The 20,442-nt window shown below is 58.9% G+C and carries 17 protein-coding genes; 14 read left to right on the top strand and 3 right to left on the bottom strand.

The window, feature by feature from the left end:
* Positions 1–83: 83 nt before the first annotated feature.
* From rlmD to queE, 6 genes are all read left to right on the top strand, one after another.
* A complete protein-coding gene (rlmD, locus tag J1C59_RS04210) occupies positions 84–1,400 on the top strand; it encodes a 23S rRNA (uracil(1939)-C(5))-methyltransferase RlmD (protein WP_128086320.1) in 1,317 nt (438 codons plus the stop codon).
* Positions 1,401–1,429: 29 nt separating this feature from the next.
* On the top strand, positions 1,430–3,661 hold the full coding sequence (gene relA, locus J1C59_RS04215; protein WP_128086321.1) for a GTP diphosphokinase: 2,232 nt from the start codon (positions 1,430–1,432) through the stop codon (positions 3,659–3,661).
* 139 nt (positions 3,662–3,800) lie between these two features.
* Positions 3,801–4,589, top strand: a complete 789-nt coding sequence (mazG, locus tag J1C59_RS04220) for a nucleoside triphosphate pyrophosphohydrolase (RefSeq protein WP_128086322.1) — start codon at positions 3,801–3,803, stop codon at positions 4,587–4,589.
* A gap of 229 nt (positions 4,590–4,818) precedes the next feature.
* Complete coding sequence (gene pyrG, locus J1C59_RS04225) at positions 4,819–6,456, top strand: glutamine hydrolyzing CTP synthase (RefSeq protein WP_128086323.1); 1,638 nt, start codon at positions 4,819–4,821, stop codon at positions 6,454–6,456.
* 76 nt (positions 6,457–6,532) lie between these two features.
* Positions 6,533–7,828, top strand: coding sequence for a phosphopyruvate hydratase (gene eno, locus J1C59_RS04230; RefSeq protein ID WP_128086324.1), 1,296 nt, complete (start codon positions 6,533–6,535; stop codon positions 7,826–7,828).
* A gap of 301 nt (positions 7,829–8,129) precedes the next feature.
* On the top strand, positions 8,130–8,801 hold the full coding sequence (gene queE, locus J1C59_RS04235; RefSeq protein ID WP_128086325.1) for a 7-carboxy-7-deazaguanine synthase QueE: 672 nt from the start codon (positions 8,130–8,132) through the stop codon (positions 8,799–8,801).
* 88 nt (positions 8,802–8,889) lie between these two features.
* Here the strand turns inward: queE and queD are convergent, their stop codons facing one another.
* Positions 8,890–9,249 (bottom strand): 6-carboxytetrahydropterin synthase QueD, encoded by a 360-nt coding sequence (gene queD / locus J1C59_RS04240; RefSeq protein WP_128086326.1) that lies wholly within the window; start codon positions 9,247–9,249, stop codon positions 8,890–8,892.
* A gap of 298 nt (positions 9,250–9,547) precedes the next feature.
* Between queD and cysJ the strand changes: the two genes are divergently transcribed.
* From cysJ to cysH, 3 genes are read left to right on the top strand one after another with little or no spacing between them, the layout of a single operon-like run.
* Complete coding sequence (gene cysJ, locus J1C59_RS04245) at positions 9,548–11,353, top strand: NADPH-dependent assimilatory sulfite reductase flavoprotein subunit (protein WP_140917285.1); 1,806 nt, start codon at positions 9,548–9,550, stop codon at positions 11,351–11,353.
* On the top strand, positions 11,353–13,074 hold the full coding sequence (gene cysI / locus J1C59_RS04250; RefSeq protein WP_128085821.1) for an assimilatory sulfite reductase (NADPH) hemoprotein subunit: 1,722 nt from the start codon (positions 11,353–11,355) through the stop codon (positions 13,072–13,074). The genes cysJ and cysI overlap by 1 nt, the downstream gene beginning before the upstream one ends.
* Entirely contained in the window at positions 13,071–13,805 is a 735-nt protein-coding gene (gene cysH, locus J1C59_RS04255; RefSeq protein ID WP_128085822.1) for a phosphoadenosine phosphosulfate reductase, read from the top strand. Before cysI ends, cysH begins: the two co-directional genes overlap by 4 nt.
* 51 nt (positions 13,806–13,856) lie before the next feature.
* Here cysH and J1C59_RS04260 read toward each other — a convergent pair whose 3' ends face one another.
* Positions 13,857–14,141 (bottom strand): YciI family protein, encoded by a 285-nt coding sequence (locus tag J1C59_RS04260; protein WP_128085823.1) that lies wholly within the window; start codon positions 14,139–14,141, stop codon positions 13,857–13,859.
* Positions 14,142–14,150: 9 nt separating this feature from the next.
* Positions 14,151–15,164, bottom strand: coding sequence for an aminopeptidase (locus tag J1C59_RS04265; protein ID WP_128085824.1), 1,014 nt, complete (start codon positions 15,162–15,164; stop codon positions 14,151–14,153).
* 365 nt (positions 15,165–15,529) lie between these two features.
* Between J1C59_RS04265 and cysG the strand changes: the two genes are divergently transcribed.
* From cysG to J1C59_RS04290, 5 genes are read left to right on the top strand one after another with little or no spacing between them, the layout of a single operon-like run.
* A complete protein-coding gene (cysG, locus tag J1C59_RS04270; RefSeq protein WP_128085825.1) occupies positions 15,530–16,945 on the top strand; it encodes a siroheme synthase CysG in 1,416 nt (471 codons plus the stop codon).
* 9 nt (positions 16,946–16,954) lie between these two features.
* On the top strand, positions 16,955–17,863 hold the full coding sequence (cysD, locus tag J1C59_RS04275; protein WP_128085826.1) for a sulfate adenylyltransferase subunit CysD: 909 nt from the start codon (positions 16,955–16,957) through the stop codon (positions 17,861–17,863).
* An 11-nt stretch (positions 17,864–17,874) separates the two neighbouring features.
* Entirely contained in the window at positions 17,875–19,302 is a 1,428-nt protein-coding gene (cysN, locus tag J1C59_RS04280) for a sulfate adenylyltransferase subunit CysN (RefSeq protein ID WP_128085827.1), read from the top strand.
* The gene (gene cysC, locus J1C59_RS04285) at positions 19,302–19,907 is read left to right on the top strand and encodes an adenylyl-sulfate kinase (protein WP_128085828.1); all 606 of its coding nucleotides are present in this window, start codon (positions 19,302–19,304) and stop codon (positions 19,905–19,907) included. The genes cysN and cysC overlap by 1 nt, the downstream gene beginning before the upstream one ends.
* A gap of 54 nt (positions 19,908–19,961) precedes the next feature.
* Positions 19,962–20,282 (top strand): DUF3561 family protein, encoded by a 321-nt coding sequence (locus J1C59_RS04290; RefSeq protein ID WP_128085829.1) that lies wholly within the window; start codon positions 19,962–19,964, stop codon positions 20,280–20,282.
* Positions 20,283–20,442: the final 160 nt, after the last annotated feature.

Here is a 20,442-nt window from a genome sequence, read left to right on the forward strand (position 1 = left end):
CTGGCTACTCCGGCATTAACGTCCCTGTGCAGGCTGTCGGTGACACTCTGCAGGCCGTATCGATAAAGAGAAAGAAGAACACTATGGCGCAATTTTACGTTGCAAAACAGCGCGTGACGACGCAACAGCGCATCACCGTCACCATCGATGAGCTTGACCCGTTCGGGCAGGGCGTGGCGCGCCACAAGGGCAAAACCCTGTTTGTTACGGGCGCTCTGCCGGGTGAACAGGCGGAGGTCACGCTGACAGAGGATAAACGTCAATTTGCCCGGGCGAAAGTGACACGACTGCTCAGCCGCAGTCCGGCACGTGTGACGCCACCCTGTCCGCACTATGAACGCTGCGGCGGCTGCCAGCAGCAGCATGCGGACGTGGCGCTCCAGCAGCAGAGCAAAGCCCAGGCGCTGAGCCGGATGCTGAGCCAGGCCGCAGACCAGACTGTTCCGGTCGACGAGATCATCGCCGGGGCGCCCTGGGGTTATCGCCGCCGCGCCCGGCTGGGCCTGCAGTGGCACAACAAGGCGCAGCGGCTGCAGATGGGATTCCGGCAGGCGGCCAGCAACGATCTGGTCGATGTGCAGCACTGCCCTGTTCTGGTGCCCGAACTTGAGGCATTGCTGGTTCCGCTGCACCACTGCCTCAGCGGGCTGCGGGCGGTGCGTCGGCTCGGTCATGTGGATCTGGTGCTGGCCGACAATGGCCCGCTGATGATCCTGCGCCATCTTGATGCGCTCCATGCGGACGATCGTGAAAAACTGGAACAGTTTTCGCATGAGCACCAGCTGATGCTGTTTCTGGACGCGGGCGAGGATGCGCTGACCGCCCTGCAGACATCGACGCCGTTTTATCATGCGCATCAGCTTAAGCTAACCTTTAGTCCACAGGATTTTATTCAGGTTAACGATGGCGTGAATCAGCAGATGGTGGCGACAGCCATAAGTTGGCTCGATCTGCAGCCCGAAGACCGGGTGCTGGATCTCTTTTGCGGCATGGGAAACTTCACACTTCCTATAGGAATCTTCGTACAAAATGTCGTAGGTGTGGAGGGGATTGCAGCATTAGTGCGGCAGGCAGCGTATAATGCTGATCTGAATAATCTTAAAAATGTCAGTTTCTTTCAGCATAATCTGGAAGAAGAGGTGTCGCGCCAGCCGTGGGCGGCACAGGGATTTAACAAGGTATTACTCGATCCGGCACGCGCCGGGGCTGCGGGCGTTATGGCGCATGTGGTTAAACTTGCACCAGAGCGCGTGGTCTATGTTTCGTGTAATCCCACCACACTCGCCCGCGACAGCCAGACATTGCTGTCGGCGGGCTACCAATTGGAAAGGGTCGCGATGCTGGATATGTTCCCCCATACCCGTCATCTCGAATCCATGGTGCTGTTCAGAAAAACATAAGCGATGTATGTCGTTATGCAGGAGAGGTTATGGTTGCGGTCAGAAGTGCGCATTTAAATACCGAGGGAGATTTCGCCCTCGACCAGTGGATCGCCAGTCTCGGTATTGCCAACCCGCAATCATGTCAACGCGTTGCCGAGACCTGGCGCTACTGTGAAGCGCAGACGCAGGACCATCCCGATCAGTCGCTGCTGCTGTGGCGCGGCATCGAGATGGTGGAAATCCTCTCGATGCTCAGCATGGATATCGAAAGCCTCTGTGCGGCGCTGATCTTCCCGCTGGCTAACGATGAAGTGGTGAGCGAAGAGGAGCTGGAAACCGCGGTCGGTAAAGGCATCGTCTCGCTGGTCCACGGCGTGCGCGACATGGACGCCATCCGCCAGCTGAAAGCCATCCATAACGACTCCATGGCATCTGAACAGGTGGATAATGTCCGCCGTATGCTGCTGGCGATGGTGGAAGATTTCCGCTGCGTGGTGCTGAAGCTGGCCGAACGCATCATGAACCTGCGCGAAATGAAAGATGCGCCGGAAGATGAGCGGGTGCTGGCCGCCAAAGAGAGCACCAATATCTATGCGCCCCTGGCCAACCGGCTGGGGATCGGCCAGCTCAAATGGGAGCTGGAAGATTACTGCTTCCGCTACCTCCATCCCGACGAATACAAGCGCATCGCGAAGCTACTGCATGAGCGGCGGATTGACCGTGAGCAGTACATCGACAATTTCGTCAATAATCTGCGTAAAGAGATGGCCAAAGAGGGTGTCCGCGCCGAAGTCTATGGCCGTCCGAAACATATCTACAGCATCTGGCGCAAGATGCAGAAGAAGTCGCTGGCCTTCGACGAGCTGTTTGACGTGCGGGCGGTGCGCATCGTGGCCGACCGCCTGCAGGACTGTTACGGCGCGCTGGGTACGGTGCATACGCTCTATCGCCATCTGCCCAGCGAGTTCGACGATTATGTCGCGAACCCCAAGCCCAACGGCTATCAGTCGATTCACACCGTGGTGTTAGGGCCGCAGGGCAAAACGGTGGAGATCCAGATCCGTACCCGCCAGATGCACGAAGACGCCGAGCTGGGCGTGGCGGCGCACTGGAAATATAAAGAGGGCCCGACCTCCAGCAGTGCGCGCGGTGCGGCCGGTCACGAAGAGCGTATCGCCTGGCTGCGTAAGCTCATCAGCTGGCAGGAGGAGATGGCCGACTCCGGCGAGCTGCTGGAAGAGGTCCGCAGTCAGGTGTTTGATGACCGGGTCTACGTCTTTACCCCGAAAGGTGACGTGGTGGATCTGCCTGCGGGCTCGACCCCGCTCGACTTTGCCTACCATATTCACAGCGACATCGGTCACCGCTGCATCGGCGCAAAAATCGGTGGCCGCATCGTGCCGTTCACCTATCAGTTGCAGATGGGTGACCAGGTCGAAGTCATCACGCAGAAGCAGCCGAACCCGAGCCGCGACTGGCTCAACCCGAATCTGGGCTATATCACCACCAGCCGCGGACGGTCGAAGATCCATAACTGGTTCCGCAAGCAGGATCGCGACAAAAACATTGTCGCCGGCCGCCAGATTCTCGACAACGAGCTGAACCAGCTGGATATCAGCCTGCGCGAAGCGGAAAAATTGCTGCTGCCGCGCTACAACGTGACCTCGCTGGAGGAGCTACTGGCGGCGATCGGCGGCGGTGATATTCGCCTCAACCAGATGGTTAACTTCCTGCAGGCGAAGCTGAACAAGCCGAGCGCCGAAGAGGAAGATCGCGAAGCGCTGCGTCAGCTGACCCAGAAGGCGCATACGCCTTCGGCCCGCAAAGAGAGCGGACGTGTCGTGGTAGAGGGCGTGGGCAATCTGATGCACCACATCGCCCGCTGCTGCCAGCCGATACCCGGCGATGACATCGTTGGCTTTATCACTCAGGGCCGCGGGATCTCGATTCACCGCGCCGACTGTGACCAGCTGGCGGAGCTTATCTCCCATGCGCCGGAACGTATCGTCGATGCGGTGTGGGGCGAAAGCTACTCCAGCGGCTACTCGCTGGTGGTGCGCGTCACCGCCAACGATCGCAGCGGTTTACTGCGCGATATCACGACGATTCTCGCCAACGAGAAGGTCAATGTTCTGGGCGTCTCAAGCCGCAGCGACACCCGCAAGCAGCTGGCGACCATCGACATGGATATCGAAATCTACAACCATCAGGTCCTGGGACGGGTGCTGGCGCGCCTGAATCAGGTCTCTGATATCATCGACGCCCGTCGCCTGCACTGAGTGGCAGCCAGCGGAGCAACCGGCCGGACGAGGTTGCGCGGGTGTTCTCTGCACCACCTGAACGAGCCGGACGCGATTCAGCGTCCGGCTGTCGCCTCGCGCTTCGCCCCCTATCTGACACGTTAAGGACCCGCCTGAAATGAACGCTACTGATCGCCTGCTTGGCATCATGAAAACCCTGCGCGACCCGCAGCAGGGCTGTCCGTGGGATCGCGAACAGACCTTTGCCTCCATCGCCCCCTATACGCTGGAAGAGACGTATGAAGTGCTGGATGCCATTCAGCGCGAAGATTTTGAGGATCTGCGCGGTGAGCTGGGCGATCTGCTGTTTCAGGTGGTGTTTTATGCGCAGATGGCGAGCGAACAGGATCGCTTCAACTTTGAGGATATCTGTCACGCCATCAGCGACAAGCTGGAGCGCCGTCATCCGCACATCTTTAGCGATGCCACGGCTGAAACCAGCCATGAGGTGCTGAAAAACTGGGAAGCGATTAAAACCGCTGAACGGGCGGACAAAGCCCAGCACTCGGCGCTGGATGATATCCCGAAAGCGCTGCCCGCGCTGATGCGCGCCCACAAGATTCAGAAGCGCTGCCACAATGTCGGCTTCGACTGGAGCACGCTGGGGCCGGTGGTGGCGAAGGTGCACGAAGAGATCGATGAGGTGATGCACGAGGCGCAGCAGAGCGTAGTGGACAGCGAGAAGCTGGAGGAGGAGATTGGCGACCTGCTGTTTGCGACGGTGAACCTGTCGCGGCATCTGGGCAGCAAAGCGGAAACCGCGCTGCAGAAAGCCAACGACAAATTCGAGCGCCGGTTCCGTCAGGTTGAGGCGATCATCACGGCGCAGGGGCTGGCGATGCCGGGCGCGACGCTGGAGCAGATGGAAGCCGCCTGGCAGCAGGTGAAATCAGACGAGAAGCGCTGATTATTCCAGCGCTGTGCATAAAGTCGCCGTTCTCGCTTACTCGATTCAGCGCAGCAGCAACTTTGTGACGCACGTCAACATTTCGCCGACGGCTATCCGCTATGTTAGCCGTAGCAATGCGTTGGAGGATGGCTGTGATTCATCAATTGTGGCTGATAGCGGTTTCCAGTATACTGTTTTCCCGTCCTGGTTATTCCACCGTCTTTAAACCTAAACTCTCAGGTTCAGCATGACAACGAATTATATTTTTGTGACCGGCGGGGTCGTTTCCTCTCTGGGTAAAGGCATTGCCGCAGCCTCCCTCGCAGCCATTCTCGAAGCCCGTGGTCTGAACGTGACCATCATGAAGCTGGACCCGTATATCAACGTGGATCCAGGCACCATGAGCCCGACGCAGCACGGTGAAGTGTTCGTCACCGACGACGGCGCCGAAACCGATCTGGATTTGGGTCACTATGAGCGCTTCATCCGCACCAAAATGTCGCGCCGTAACAACTTCACCACTGGCCGTATCTACTCAGAAGTCCTGCGCAAAGAGCGCCGTGGCGACTATCTGGGCGCCACCATTCAGGTTATCCCGCACATCACCAACGCCATCAAAGAGCGCATCATTGAAGGCGGCGAAGGGCACGATGTGGTGCTGGTCGAAATCGGCGGCACGGTAGGGGATATCGAATCGCTGCCGTTCCTGGAAGCGATTCGCCAGATGGCCGTCGACGTGGGCCGCGAACACACCATGTATATGCACCTGACGCTGGTGCCGTACATGGCGGCGGCGGGTGAAGTGAAAACCAAACCGACCCAGCACTCGGTAAAAGAGCTGCTGTCGATTGGTATCCAGCCTGACGTGCTGATTTGCCGTTCCGATCGCGCCGTTCCGGCCAACGAACGCGGCAAAATTGCGCTGTTCTGTAACGTCCCTGAAAAAGCGGTTATCTCGCTGAAAGACGTCGATTCCATCTATAAGATCCCGGGCATGCTGAAATCGCAGGGCCTGGATGACTATATCTGCAAGCGTTTCAACCTGAACGCACCGGAAGCCAACCTGGCCGAGTGGGAGCAGGTGATCTACGAAGAAGCCAATCCGGGTGGTGAAGTGACCATCGGTATGGTGGGCAAATATGTTGAGCTGCCTGACGCCTACAAATCTGTGATTGAAGCGCTGAAGCATGGCGGCCTGAAAAACCGTGTGACCGTTAACATCAAGCTGATCGATTCGCAGGATGTTGAATCACGCGGTGTCGAATTACTGAAAGATCTGGATGCGATTCTGATCCCGGGTGGCTTCGGTTACCGTGGCGTGGAAGGCAAGCTGATGACCGCGCAGTACGCCCGTGAAAACAACGTACCTTACCTCGGCATCTGCCTGGGAATGCAGGTCGCGCTGATGGAGTTTGCCCGCAACGTGGCCGGGATGCCGGGCGCCAACTCCACGGAATTTGTGCCAGACTGTAAATACCCGGTGGTGGCGTTAATCACCGAATGGCGTGACGAAGATGGCAACGTCGAAGTCCGCAGCGAGCAGAGCGATCTGGGCGGCACCATGCGTCTGGGCAGCCAGCAGTGTCAGTTAACGCCGGGCAGCCAGGTTCGTCAGCTCTACGGCTCTGACACCATCGTTGAGCGCCATCGCCACCGTTACGAAGTCAACAATATGCTGTTAAAGCAGATTGAAGCAGCCGGTCTGCGTGTGGCGGGACGTTCTGGCGACGATCAGCTGGTCGAGATCATTGAGATCCCGAACCACCCCTGGTTTGTAGCCTGCCAGTTCCACCCGGAGTTTACCTCGACCCCGCGCGACGGCCATCCGTTGTTTGCCGGCTTTGTGAAAGCCGCGCATGAGCATCAGAAGCGTTTAGCGAAGTAAGTTTCACAGGCAGCGCGCGAACTTTTCGCGCGTTGCTTGTCTTAGGATTGACTAACTTGTACTGAGGAAAATCGTAATGTCCAAAATCGTAAAAGTCATCGGTCGCGAAATTATCGACTCACGTGGTAACCCGACTGTTGAAGCTGAAGTGCATCTGGAAGGCGGTTTCGTCGGCCTGGCGGCTGCGCCATCAGGTGCGTCTACCGGTTCACGCGAAGCGCTGGAACTGCGTGACGGTGACAAATCACGTTTCCTGGGCAAAGGCGTAACTAAAGCCGTTGCAGCAGTAAACGGTCCGATTGCTGAAGCGGTAAAAGGCAAAGACGCGAAAGATCAGGCGAACATCGACAAGATCATGATCGACCTGGACGGTACTGAGAACAAATCTAACTTCGGCGCTAACGCCATTCTGGCTGTTTCGCTGGCCGCGGCGAAAGCCGCTGCAGCCTCTAAAGGTCAGGCGCTGTATGAGCACATCGCTGAACTGAACGGCACCCCAGGTAAATACTCTATGCCTCTGCCAATGATGAACATCATCAACGGTGGCGAACATGCCGACAACAACGTCGACATCCAGGAATTCATGATCCAGCCGGTTGGCGCGTCAAACGTTAAAGAAGCCATCCGTATGGGTTCTGAAGTGTTCCACAACCTGGCAAAAGTGCTGAAAAGCAAAGGCATGAGCACCGCTGTCGGTGACGAAGGCGGCTACGCACCAAACCTGGGTTCCAACGCCGAAGCGCTGGCCGTTATCGCAGAAGCGGTAAAAGCAGCGGGCTACGAGCTGGGCAAAGACATCACCCTGGCAATGGACTGTGCGGCATCTGAGTTCTACAAAGATGGCAAATACGTTCTGGCCGGTGAAGGCGGTAAAGCTTACACCTCAGAAGAGTTCACCCACTTCCTGGAAGATCTGACTAAACAGTATCCGATCGTCTCTATCGAAGATGGCCTGGACGAATCTGACTGGGACGGCTTCGCTTACCAGACCAAAGTCCTGGGCGACAAAATTCAGCTGGTGGGTGACGACCTGTTCGTAACCAACACCAAAATCCTGAAAGAAGGTATCGAAAAAGGTATCGCTAACTCCATCCTGATCAAGTTCAACCAGATCGGTTCTCTGACCGAAACCCTGGCTGCGATCAAAATGGCGAAAGATGCAGGCTACACCGCTGTGATCTCTCACCGTTCAGGCGAAACTGAAGACGCGACCATCGCTGACCTGGCGGTCGGTACCGCTGCAGGCCAGATCAAAACCGGTTCAATGAGCCGTTCTGACCGTGTTGCTAAGTACAACCAGCTGATCCGTATCGAAGAAGCGCTGGGTTCTAAAGCGCCATTCAACGGTCTGAAAGAAGTTAAAGGTCAGTAATGACCCCTGCTGATGTCGCTTCACGCGGCATCACAGATGCTGAAAGCCCCGCCCCGTGCGGGGCTTTTTGTTGGCGGCGGTTTACCGATGCGAAGGCGTCGGCCCGGCAGCAAACGGCCAGACCCGGCCTCTTCGCCAGCCCGGCCCGCACAATTCCCTGCGCGAAACGCTTTGCGCCTGTCCGCCGTCTTAACGCGCCTTTCTCTATTCTCTCCGGCGCAGAGAAAAAGCACGACGCGTGGTTGAGCTGCGCGGCAAATCTGCCATAATCAGCGCCCCGATTTCTCCAGGTGAGTAAAAAATGTTCTACCCGATTAACGAAATGTTCCAGACGCTGCAGGGCGAAGGCTATTACACCGGCGTACCTGCTATCTTCATTCGCCTGCAGGGATGCCCGGTAGGCTGCAGCTGGTGCGATACCAAACATACCTGGGAAAAGCGGGCAGATCGGGAAACTTCGCTGGGCGATATTCTGATTAAAACGGTGGAAAGCGACGCCTGGGGCGACGCCGACGCGGCGACGCTGCTGCGCGCCATCGCAGAGCAGGGCTGGACGGCCCGGCACGTGGTTATCACCGGCGGTGAACCGGCGATCTACGACCTGCGTCCGTTGACCGCAGCCCTGGAAGAGCAGGGTTTCCAGTGCCAGATCGAAACCAGCGGCACGCATGAGATCCACTGTTCCGGACAGACCTGGGTGACCGTCTCGCCCAAGGTCAACATGCGCGGCGGCTACGACGTGCTGGATCAGGCGCTGAGCCGGGCCGATGAGATCAAACATCCGGTCGCCCGTGAGCGGGATGTGGAAGCGCTGGATCAGCTGCTGGCAGGCGTCAACGATGCCAAAGCGCGTATCATCGCGTTACAGCCGATCAGCCGCAAAGAGGATGCCACCCGGCTCTGCATTGAAACCTGCATTGCCCGCAACTGGCGTCTGTCGATGCAGACCCACAAATATCTCAATATTGCCTGACCCTGCGGCAGCGCGCCGGGGAGCTAAACCTAAGGTGAGCGGGAGCGGAGAGGGGACGTGTCGGATCGAAAACTTCGATCCGACAGGGTTAGCCGCGGTAAACGCAGCCTGCAGTGCAGGTTTCTTTGATCATAACCGCGGTTAACAGCGGCAGCTGCGGCTTCATCTGATCCCAGATCCATCTGGCCAGCACTTCGCTGGTGGGATTTTCCAGGCCGGGAATCTCATTCAGGTAGTAGTGATCCAGCCGATCATAGACCGGCTTAAACGCCGCTTTTAATTCAGCAAAATCCATTACCCAGCCGGTATGCGCATCCACTTCGCCGGTGATCTCCAGACGAACCAGGAACGAGTGACCGTGCAGACGGCCACATTTGTGTCCGGCCGGCACATTCGGTAAATGGTGCGCGGCTTCGAACTGGAACTCTTTAAACAGGGTGGTAGACATAGTGGTTCTCAGACATTTAAAAACCGCTGGATTCTACCTGATTAGCGCTTTTTTCGCACCCGCATAGCACAAAGCGTCTCTTTCCCCACCGCACCGCTCACGGGTGCCCAGCTAATTAACTGATATATCACCGCTTTGATTACCACTTTTAGCGATTAAGCCTATCTGGAAAACCACTTAGTCATTTTGGTTATTTGATATGTCGAAGGTGTATTTAATCGTTAATATACAGCCCGGTAACCTACGTACTCTTCCGCCATTTACGGTCCGGACTTCTGATACTGGAATTTTTTACGCGATGACGACTCAGGCACCTGGTTCAATGCTTCCGCTCTCCCCGGAACAACTCGCCCGCTTACAGGCGGCGACGACAGATTATTCCCCGACTCAACTGGCGTGGCTGTCAGGCTATTTCTGGGGCCGGGTGGAACAGACCCCGGGCAGCGCCGTCGCCACCCCGCCGCCCGCCGCGGTAGAGGCGCCAGCGATTACGCTGCTTTCCGCCTCGCAGACGGGCAACGCCCGCCGGCTGGCTGAGCAGCTGCGCGATGACCTGCTGGCCGCGAAGCTGAACGTCAGCCTGGTGAATGCCGGGGATTACAAGTTCAAACAGATTGGCCAGGAGAAGCTGCTGGTCGTCGTGACCTCCACCCAGGGGGAAGGCGAGCCGCCGGAAGAGGCGGTCGCGCTGCATAAATTCCTGATGTCGAAAAAGGCACCGAAAATGGACGGTGCTGCCTTTGCCGTCTTTGGCCTGGGCGACACCTCCTACGAATTCTTCAGTCAGGCGGGCAAAGATTTCGACAGCCGCCTGGCCGAGCTGGGCGCCGAGCGTCTGCTGGATCGGGTCGATGCCGATGTCGAGTATGCGGATCAGGCCACCGCCTGGCGCAGCGCGCTGACGGCGATCCTGAAACAGCGCGTGCCCGTCGAATCGCCAGCTCAGGCGGCGGCGACTGCAGCAGGCAGCGTCAACGAAGTCACCACCAGCCCCTATAGCAAAGAGGCACCGCTCAGCGCAAGCCTGGCGGTGAACCAGAAGATCACCGGCCGTGACTCCGACAAAGATGTGCGCCATATCGAAATCGATCTGGGCGAGTCGGGTCTGCGCTACCAGCCTGGCGATGCGCTGGGCGTCTGGTATGAGAACGATGCGGCGCTGGTCAGCGAGCTGCTGGCGCTGGTCTGGCTGAAAGGCGATGAGCCGGTCACGGTTAACGGGACCTCGCTGCCGCTGGCAGAGGCGCTGCAGAAACATTTTGAACTGACGGTGAACACTGCGCAGATCGTGGCGCAGTACGCTCAGCTGTCGAAAGATGCGGAACTGCTGTCGCTGGTGGAGGATAAGGCGCGCCTGCAGCAGTATGCGCAGCGCTATCCGATTGTGGACATGGTGCGTCTGGCTCCGGCTGAACTCACGGCCGAGCAGCTGACCACGCTGCTGCGTCCGCTGACGCCGCGACTCTACTCCATCGCCTCATCCCAGGCGGAAACCGACAGCGAAGTGCACATTACCGTCGGCGCTGTTCGCTTCGACATCGAAGGTCGCCAGCGCGGCGGCGGAGCCTCGACCTGGCTGGCCGATCGCATCGAAGAAGAGGGCGAAGTCCGCGTCTTCATCGAGCATAACGACAATTTCCGCCTGCCGGCCAATCCGGATGCGCCGGTGATCATGATCGGCCCGGGCACCGGCATCGCCCCGTTCCGCGCCTTTATGCAGCAGCGCGACAACGACGGTGCTGGCGGTAAAAACTGGCTATTCTTTGGTAATCCGCACTTTACGGAGGATTTCCTCTATCAGGTGGAGTGGCAGAAATATGTGAAGGATGGCCTGCTGACCCACATCGATCTCGCCTGGTCACGCGATCAGGCCGAAAAGATTTACGTGCAGGATAAGATCCGCGCGAAAGGGGCGGAAGTGTGGCGCTGGATCGAAGAGGGCGCACACCTTTATGTCTGTGGTGATGCGAATCGTATGGCAAAAGACGTCGAGCAGGCACTGCTGGATGTGGTGGTCGAGCACGGCGGAATGGATCGTGAAGCGGCCGATGAATTTTTAAGTGAGCTGCGCATTGAGCGCCGTTATCAGCGAGACGTTTACTAATGAGCGATAAACACCCTGGACCGCTGGTTGTAGAAGGCAAACTGTCAGATGCCGAGCGCCTGAAGAAGCAGAGCAATTATCTGCGCGGCACCATCAAAGAAGATCTGGAAGAGGGTCTGACCGGCGGCTTTACCGGCGATAACTTCCTGCTGATCCGTTTCCACGGCATGTACCAGCAGGATGACCGCGATATCCGTGCCGAGCGTGCCGGGCAGAAGCTGGAGCCGCGTCACGCCATGATGCTGCGCTGCCGTCTGCCGGGCGGCATCATTACGCCGACCCAGTGGCTGGCTATTGACAAATTTGCCACCGATAAAACGATTTATGGCAGCATCCGTCTGACGAACCGCCAGACCTTCCAGTTCCACGGCATTCTGAAGAAGAACGTGAAGCCGACGCACCAGATGCTGCACGAAGTGGGGCTGGATGCGCTGGCGACCGCCAACGACGTCAACCGTAACGTGCTCTGTACCTCGAACCCAGTGGAGTCAGAACTGCATCAGGAAGCGTACGAGTGGGCGAAGAAGCTCTCTGAGCACCTGCTGCCGCGCACCCGCGCCTATGCGGAGATCTGGTGGGATCAGGAAAAAGTCGCGACCACCGATGAGGAGCCGATCCTCGGCGAAACCTATCTGCCGCGTAAATTCAAAACGACCGTAGTGATCCCGCCGCACAACGATGTGGATCTGCACGCCAACGATCTGAACTTTGTCGCCGTGGCCGAGCAGGGCAGGCTGGTAGGCTTTAACCTGCTGGTCGGTGGCGGTCTGTCGATCGAGCACGGCAACAAAGCCACTTACGCCCGTACCGCCAGCGAGTTTGGCTATTTCCCGGCAGAGAAGATCCTGGATGTGGCCGCCGCGGTTGTCACGACGCAGCGCGACTGGGGTAACCGTACCGATCGTAAAAACGCCAAGACCAAGTACACCCTGGAGCGCGTTGGCGTCGACACCTTTAAAGCGGAAGTCGAGAAGCGCGCAGGCGTCACCTTCGATCCGATCCGTCCGTATGAATTTACCACCCGTGGCGATCGGATCGGCTGGATCAAAGGCATCGACAATAAATGGCATCTGACGCTGTTTATCGAAAACGGCCGTCTGCTCGACTATCCGGGCCGTCCGCTGAAAAGCGGGATTGCGGAAATTGCGAAGATCCATCAGGGCGATTTCCGCCTGACCGCCAACCAGAACCTGATTGTGGCGGGCGTGCCGGAAAGTGAAAAAGCGAAGATTGAAGCGATTGCCCGTGAACATGGTCTGATGGAGCAGGTGACACCGCAGCGTGAAAACTCTATGGCCTGCGTCGCTTTCCCGACCTGTCCGCTGGCGATGGCCGAAGCCGAGCGCTTCCTGCCTGCGTTCGTGACCAAAGTCGAAGGGATCATGCATGCGCATGGCGTGGGTGATGAGCACATTGTGTTACGCGTCACCGGTTGTCCTAACGGCTGTGGCCGTGCCATGCTGGCAGAGCTGGGCCTGGTGGGTAAAGCGCCGGGTCGCTACAACCTGCACCTGGGCGGTAACCGCACCGGGACGCGCATCCCCCGTATGTACCGGGAAAACATTAACGAAAGCGAAATTCTCGCCACCATTGATGAACTGGTGGGACGCTGGGCCACCGAACGCCAGGCCGCCGAAGGCTTTGGTGACTTCACCATCCGCGCGGGCATTGTTGCGCCGGTGCTGGACCCGGCACGCGATTTCTGGGAGGAAGCAAAATGAGTCAGCCCGACCTCGCCGCACTGAATGCGATGTCTAAGGTCCAGCGCGCGATGGCGCTGGCCGCGACCAATGCGCAGCTGGAGAAAGCCTCAGCGGAAGAGCGGGTGAGCTGGGCGCTGGAGAATCTGCCGGGCGCCTACGTGCTCTCATCCAGCTTCGGGATTCAGGCCGCGGTGTCGCTGCATCTGGTGACGCGTCAGCAGCCCGATATCCCGGTGATCCTGACGGACACCGGTTATCTCTTCCCGGAAACCTATCGTTTTATTGATGAGCTGGCCGACCAGCTCAATCTCAATCTCAAAGTCTTCCGCGCCATCACCTCACCGGCCTGGCAGGAAGCGCGCTACGGCAAACTGTGGGAGCAGGGCGTCGAGGGGATTGAGAAATATAACGAGATCAACAAGGTTGAACCGATGAACCGCGCCCTGGAAACGCTGGGTGCGCAGACCTGGTTTGCCGGGTTGCGCCGCGATCAGTCCGGCAGCCGGGCCAACCTGCCGGTGCTGGGCGTACAGCGTGGCGTCTTCAAGCTGCTGCCGATTATCGACTGGGATAACCGTCAGATTCATCAGTATCTGGAGCAGCACAAGCTGAAGTACCACCCGCTGTGGGATGAGGGCTATCTCTCCGTGGGCGATACCCATACCACCCGCAAGTGGGAACCGGGCATGGCAGAAGAGGAGACGCGCTTCTTCGGGCTGAAACGCGAGTGCGGCCTGCACGAAGGCTGATGCTGAGCTTCTCTCCCGCACCGGGAGAGAAGCCCTGACCGGCGGCCGCTGCTAAATCCCGGTTAAGGCGACAAAAGCCTCTGCCGACCGGGTCACATTAACCTTTGTCACTTCATACTGCGCCACGGCAACAAACGGATCTTCCGCCAGAATCGCATCCAGCCGTTCCCGTTCCATATCCCTGACCAGCAGCATCCCGCCGGTGCGCGGATCTTTGCGGCCCGCCGCGATAAACACCTCTGCCGCAAAATAGCGATTAAGCCAGTCGATATGGGGGGACAGCAGCGCCTCCACCTCCTCAACCGGACGAATATAGTTCAGAAAGACCACGTACATGTCAGATCCTTACACTTTGGGGTTGGTCAGTTCGCTGATCAGCGGCAGCAGCACGCGCACGCTGTCGCGGGTTCGCAGGGTAATCTGGCCCGGCAGCCAGCGGTCGAGATAGGTCAGGTTATCCAGATCGGTCTGATGACGGGTGACGCCATCCGGAAAGTGACGGCTGCGATGACGCTGGATGCCGCCATCCTTGTTGCCCAGCGCCCAGTTGCTGGCGGTCACATCCAGCAGCGGGAAGCCCGCGCGGTCGAAGGCATTCGGGCCTTTAAAATCTTTGTGGCTGATCGGGTGACTGGCCGCCGGAATACCCTGCTGACGCGCCAGCGCCAGCGCGCGTTCGCTGGTCTGCTTACGCACGACGCGGGGCGTGTTCATGCCGCTGTTGAAATAGAGATGATCGCCGGTGATCAGGCTGTTCAGATCGATCACCAGCAGCGTGTTTTTCTTTTCACGCGCGCTCATCCGCTCAACATAATCGTCCATGCCGTGCAGATCCGCTTCCCCGGCGCTCAGCGCCACAAAGCGTATGCCGTAGTGCAGCGGTTTATGGCTCAGCTGCTGGGCCAGCTCCAGCATCACGCCCAGGCCCGACGCATTATCGTCGACCCCCTGCAGACGCAGGCCGCCGAGGTTGCGGCGCGCCTGGCTGCTGTTCTGCGGCGTCCAGGTATCGAGGTGCGCCACGATCAGGATTTCCTGCGGCACGCTGCCTGTGCGTGCGGCAATGACCGAGGTGGCGGTGAGTTTATGCCAGCGCTGCGAGCCGTCATCTTCCTGCCATCTGTAGCCGGTGTTGAACTGCCGGGTATTGGTCTGATAGCCCAGTGCGGTAAATTGCTGCTGCAGATAGTCCGCTGCCATCAGCTCTGCCGGGCTGCCGCTCATGCGGCCGGGGAACAGGGTGGCGATGTGCCGGACCTGCTGCTCGGCAAACTGACCGGTCGGCATGGCCAGCGCCAGCGGGGAGATGAGTGCGCCAAACAAAACTGTCGCGACCCTCAGGCGGAGGGAACCAGACATAATGCATCCTTTTTTTCGTTATACGGTAGCCGTTCTGCATGCGGGCCAGAGGCCGTCACGCTGGCCGCATTATACGCCTTTTGCGCGGCCATCCGGCGAGTGGATTCGGGCGGTGGCCCCGTCGCTCAGCACTGCCTGCCTTTATTGCTGGCACTTATCTGCTTTTGGTCCGGCGGCGATGCGCCTGAATCTGTGAAACGGCTCACGAAAAAGCCATTAAATTTCATCCGTTAAGATCAATTTGTTCTGTGCTTTGCGGGGGCGTTATTCCATTCGGTAACTACTCATTCCAATTCGTAATTTCATCTGCCTGAACCCCGCGACGTATAGTCGCGTTAATACAAAGTTAAAACATCAGGGTTAACGTGAACTATCTGCCTCTTTTTGCCGATCTCTCTGGCCGCCCGGTTCTGGTTGTCGGCGGTGGAGATATTGCGGCGCGTAAAATTGAACTGCTGCGTCGCGCGCGCGCGCGTATCCAGATCGCGTCCCGTGAGCTCTGCCCTGAACTGCAGGCACTGCGGGATGAGCAGGAACTGGAGTGGGTGGCGACCGCATTCGATCCGGCCCAGCTGGACAACGTTTTTCTGGTGATTGCCGCCACCGACGACAACGCCCTCAATACCCAGGTATTTGAAGCCGCCAACGCGCGGCACAAGCTGGTTAACGTGGTCGATGACCAGCCGAAATGCACCTTTATCTTCCCCTCAATTGTGGACCGCTCACCGCTGGTGGTGGCGATCTCCTCCAGCGGCACCGCGCCGGTGCTGGCCCGTATGCTGCGTGAAAAAATCGAAACGCTGCTGCCCGCCTCGCTGGGACAGATGGCGGAGGTGGCCGGACTCTGGCGCGATAAGGTCAAACAGCGCTTCAGCCGCATGTCGGATCGCCGCCGCTTCTGGGAACGCGCCTTTGACGGGCAGTTTGCCAGTCAGATATCCGCCGGCAATGTCGAAGAGGCGAAACTGACGCTCGACCGCGAACTCCAGGCGGAGCCGACCCGTCAGGGTGAGATCTTCCTGGTGGGCGCAGGCCCTGGCGACAGCGGCCTGCTGACGCTGCGCGGCCTGCAGGTGATGCAGCTGGCCGACGTGGTGCTTTACGACCACCTGGTCAGCGAAGAGGTGCTGGACCTGGTGCGCCGCGATGCCGACCGCATCTGCGTCGGCAAACGCGCCAGCGCCCATACGCTGCCGCAGGACGAGATCAACCAGCTGCTGATTTCACTGGCGCTTAAGGGTAAGCGGGTCGTGCGGCTCAAGGGGGGCGATCCCTTTATCTTTGGCCGCGGCGGCGAAGAGCTGCAGGCGGCCCAGCAGGCGGGCATTCCCTTTCAGGTGGTGCCAGGCGTTACGGCCGCCGCAGGCGCAACGGCCTACGCCGGAATTCCGCTGACGCATCGCGACTACGCGCAGAGCGTGATGTTTATTACCGGTCACTGCCGTCCGGACGGGCATGACATCGACTGGCCCTCGCTGGCGCGTGCGCGTCAGACGCTGGCGATCTATATGGGCACCGTGAAAGCGGCCGCGATCAGCGAAGCCCTGATTGCGCATGGCCGCGCGCCATCCACGCCGGTGGCGGTCATCAGTCGCGGCACCCGCCAGGATCAGCAGGTGCTGACCGGCACCTTAGAACAACTTGAGGCGCTGGCCGCCTCAGCACCCACTCCGGCGCTGCTGGTGATTGGAGAGGTGGTAAATCTGCACGGGCAACTCGCCTGGTTTAAACATTCGGCACAGCAGGGGGCTCGCGAGTCCGCCGTTGTCAATCTGGCTTGAGGGAAAATCATGGACCAAAAACGACTCACTCATCTGCGTCAGCTGGAGGCGGAGAGTATCCACATCATTCGCGAAGTGGCGGCGGAGTTCAGCAATCCGGTGATGATGTATTCCATCGGTAAAGACTCGTCCGTCATGCTGCATCTGGCGCGCAAAGCCTTCTATCCGGGCACGCTGCCGTTCCCGCTGCTGCATGTGGATACCGGCTGGAAATTCCGTGAAATGTACGAATTCCGTGACCGCACCGTGAAGGCGATGGGCGCAGAGCTGCTGGTTCACCGCAATCCGGAAGGCGTGGCGATGGGGATCAACCCCTTTGTTCACGGCAGTGCCAAACACACGGACATCATGAAGACCGAAGGGCTGAAGCAGGCGCTGAACAAATATGGTTTCGACGCGGCCTTTGGCGGCGCACGTCGTGACGAAGAGAAGTCCCGCGCCAAAGAGCGCATCTACTCGTTCCGCGACCGCTTCCATCGCTGGGATCCGAAAAACCAGCGTCCTGAGCTGTGGCACAACTACAACGGTCAGATCAACAAAGGCGAAAGCATCCGCGTCTTCCCGCTGTCGAACTGGACCGAACTGGATATCTGGCAGTACATCTTCCTGGAAAACATCGAGATCGTGCCGCTCTATCTCGCCGCGCCGCGTCCGGTGCTGGAGCGTGATGGCATGCTGATGATGATCGATGACGATCGCATCAACCTGCAGCCGGGCGAAAAGATCACCGAGCGGATGGTGCGTTTCCGCACGCTGGGCTGCTGGCCGCTGACCGGCGCCGTCGAGTCAGAGGCGCAGACGCTGCCGGAGATCATCGAAGAGATGCTGGTTTCCACCACCAGCGAGCGTCAGGGCCGCGTGATCGATCGCGATCAGTCCGGTTCGATGGAACTGAAAAAACGTCAGGGTTATTTCTAAGGAGACGCCAGATGAATACCGTAATTGCACAACAGATTGCCGACCAGGGCGGCGTGGAAGCCTGGCTGACCGCGCAACAACACAAAAGCCTGCTGCGTTTTCTGACCTGCGGCAGCGTCGACGATGGAAAAAGTACCCTGATCGGTCGTCTGCTGCACGACACCCGTCAGATCTATGAAGATCAGCTCTCCTCGCTGCACAACGACAGCAAGCGTCACGGCACCCAGGGCGAAAAACTGGATCTGGCGCTGCTGGTGGATGGCCTGCAGGCGGAACGCGAGCAGGGCATTACCATCGATGTGGCCTATCGCTACTTCTCGACCGAAAAGCGTAAATTTATCATCGCCGACACCCCGGGCCACGAGCAGTACACCCGTAACATGGCGACCGGCGCCTCAACCTGCGACCTGGCGATCCTGCTGATCGATGCGCGTAAAGGCGTGCTGGATCAGACCCGCCGTCACAGTTTTATCTCGACGCTGCTGGGGATCAAACATCTGGTCGTGGCGATCAACAAGATGGACCTGGTGGCGTACAGCCAGGATCGCTTTGAGCAGATCAAACAGGATTACCTGGATTTTGCGGCTCAGCTGCCGGACGATCTCGATATCCGCTTTGTGCCGATGTCGGCGCTGGAAGGGGACAACGTCGCCTCCGCCAGCCAGACCATGCCGTGGTACAGCGGCCCGACGCTGCTGGATGTGCTGGAAACCGTGGAGCTGAAGCGCGTCGTTGATCACCAGCCGATGCGTTTCCCGGTGCAGTACGTCAACCGTCCGAACCTGGATTTCCGTGGCTATGCCGGCACGCTGGCGTCGGGCAGCGTGCAGGTGGGCCAGCGTGTCAAAGTGCTGCCTTCCGGCGTCGAGTCCACCGTTGCGCGCATCGTCACTTTTGATGGCGATCTGCAGGAAGCGGGCGCAGGCGAGGCGATCACCCTGGTGCTGCAGGATGAGATTGATATCAGCCGCGGCGATCTGCTGGTCGACGCCGGTGAAACGCTGACGGCGGTGCAGTCCGCCAGCGTTGACGTGGTCTGGATGGCGGAGCAGCCGCTGCAGGCCGGTCAGAGCTACGACCTGAAAATCGCCGGCAAAAAGACCCGTGGCCGGGTGGAGAAGGTGCTGCATCAGGTTGAGATCAACTCGCTGGAGACGCATCAGGTTGATGCGCTGCCGCTGAACGGCATCGGTCGCGTTGAGATCACCTTCGATGAACCGATGGTGCTCGACAGCTATCAGCAGAACCCGGTGACCGGCGGCATGATCTTTATCGATCGCCTGAGCAACGTCACCGTCGGGGCCGGCATGATCCATCAGCCGAACCTGGACACGCCGGTTAACCGCGGTGAGTTCAGCGCCTTTGAACTGGAACTGAATGCGCTGGTGCGCCGTCACTTCCCGCACTGGAATGCGCGTGATCTGCTGGGCGGTCAGTAATGGCCGTGCATGATGAGAACGTGGTCTGGCATGACCATCCGGTGACCCGCGCCGCCCGCGAGCAGCAGCATGGTCATCAGGGCGTGGTGCTCTGGTTTACCGGGCTCTCTGGCTCGGGTAAATCGACCGTCGCAGGGGCGCTGGAGCAGGCGCTGCACCGCATCGGCGTCAGCACCTATCTGCTGGACGGTGACAACGTGCGTCACGGCCTCTGCCGTGACCTCGGTTTCAGCGATGACGACCGTAAAGAGAATATTCGTCGGGTCGGCGAAGTGGCGAAACTGATGGTGGATGCCGGGCTGGTGGTGCTGACGGCCTTTATCTCGCCGCATCGCGCCGAGCGGCAGATGGTGCGCGATCTGCTGGAGCCGGGGCAGTTTATCGAGGTGTTTGTCGATACGCCGCTGGCGGTGTGTGAAGCGCGTGATCCCAAAGGGTTGTACCGGAAAGCGCGTGCCGGCGAGCTGCGTAATTTCACCGGAATCGACAGCGTGTATGAGGCGCCGGACCGCCCGGAAATCCAGCTGGATGGCGAACAATTGGTTACAAAACTGGCGGCCCAATTGTTAGACCTGTTGCGTGACCGCGATATCATCAGATCCTGAAGAGACAGCGGCAGATCGCTTCTGATTTGCCGCCCTCGCGCCAACAGGATGCCTATGCAGAACATTACCCCAATGCTCGCCCGTAAAGATGACGCTTCCCGTGATGAGCCGCGCTCATTGCTGCCGGGCGGCGTGATCGGCTTTCTCGCTTACTGGTGCGCGCTGGCGATCCCTTTCCTGCTGTTCGGCTCTAACACGCTGTTTTTCTTTCTTTATACCTGGCCATTCTTTCTGGCGCTGCTGCCGGTCGCCGTGGTCACGGGCATCGCACTGAGCACGCTGCTCAGCGGTCAGTGGCTCTGGGCTGCGCTCGCCACGGTGATTATCGTGGTCACGCTCTTCTGGCTGATGTTCTCTTTTCTCTCCGGCTGGTAAGCCCTCTCTCCGCCTGCACTGATGTGCAAACGCATCGGCAGGTTACAAATCTTTTCCCGTCAGAATCGGCACTGATTCATATTTTGCGCAGACACAGCGCAAAGCGCGCCATTTTCGCCGCTGGTGTGGAGTCCTGTGCAAAGTTATGGGATGATTGGGC

The organism is Pantoea deleyi (assembly GCF_022647325.1).
Classification (GTDB): domain Bacteria; phylum Pseudomonadota; class Gammaproteobacteria; order Enterobacterales; family Enterobacteriaceae; genus Pantoea; species Pantoea deleyi.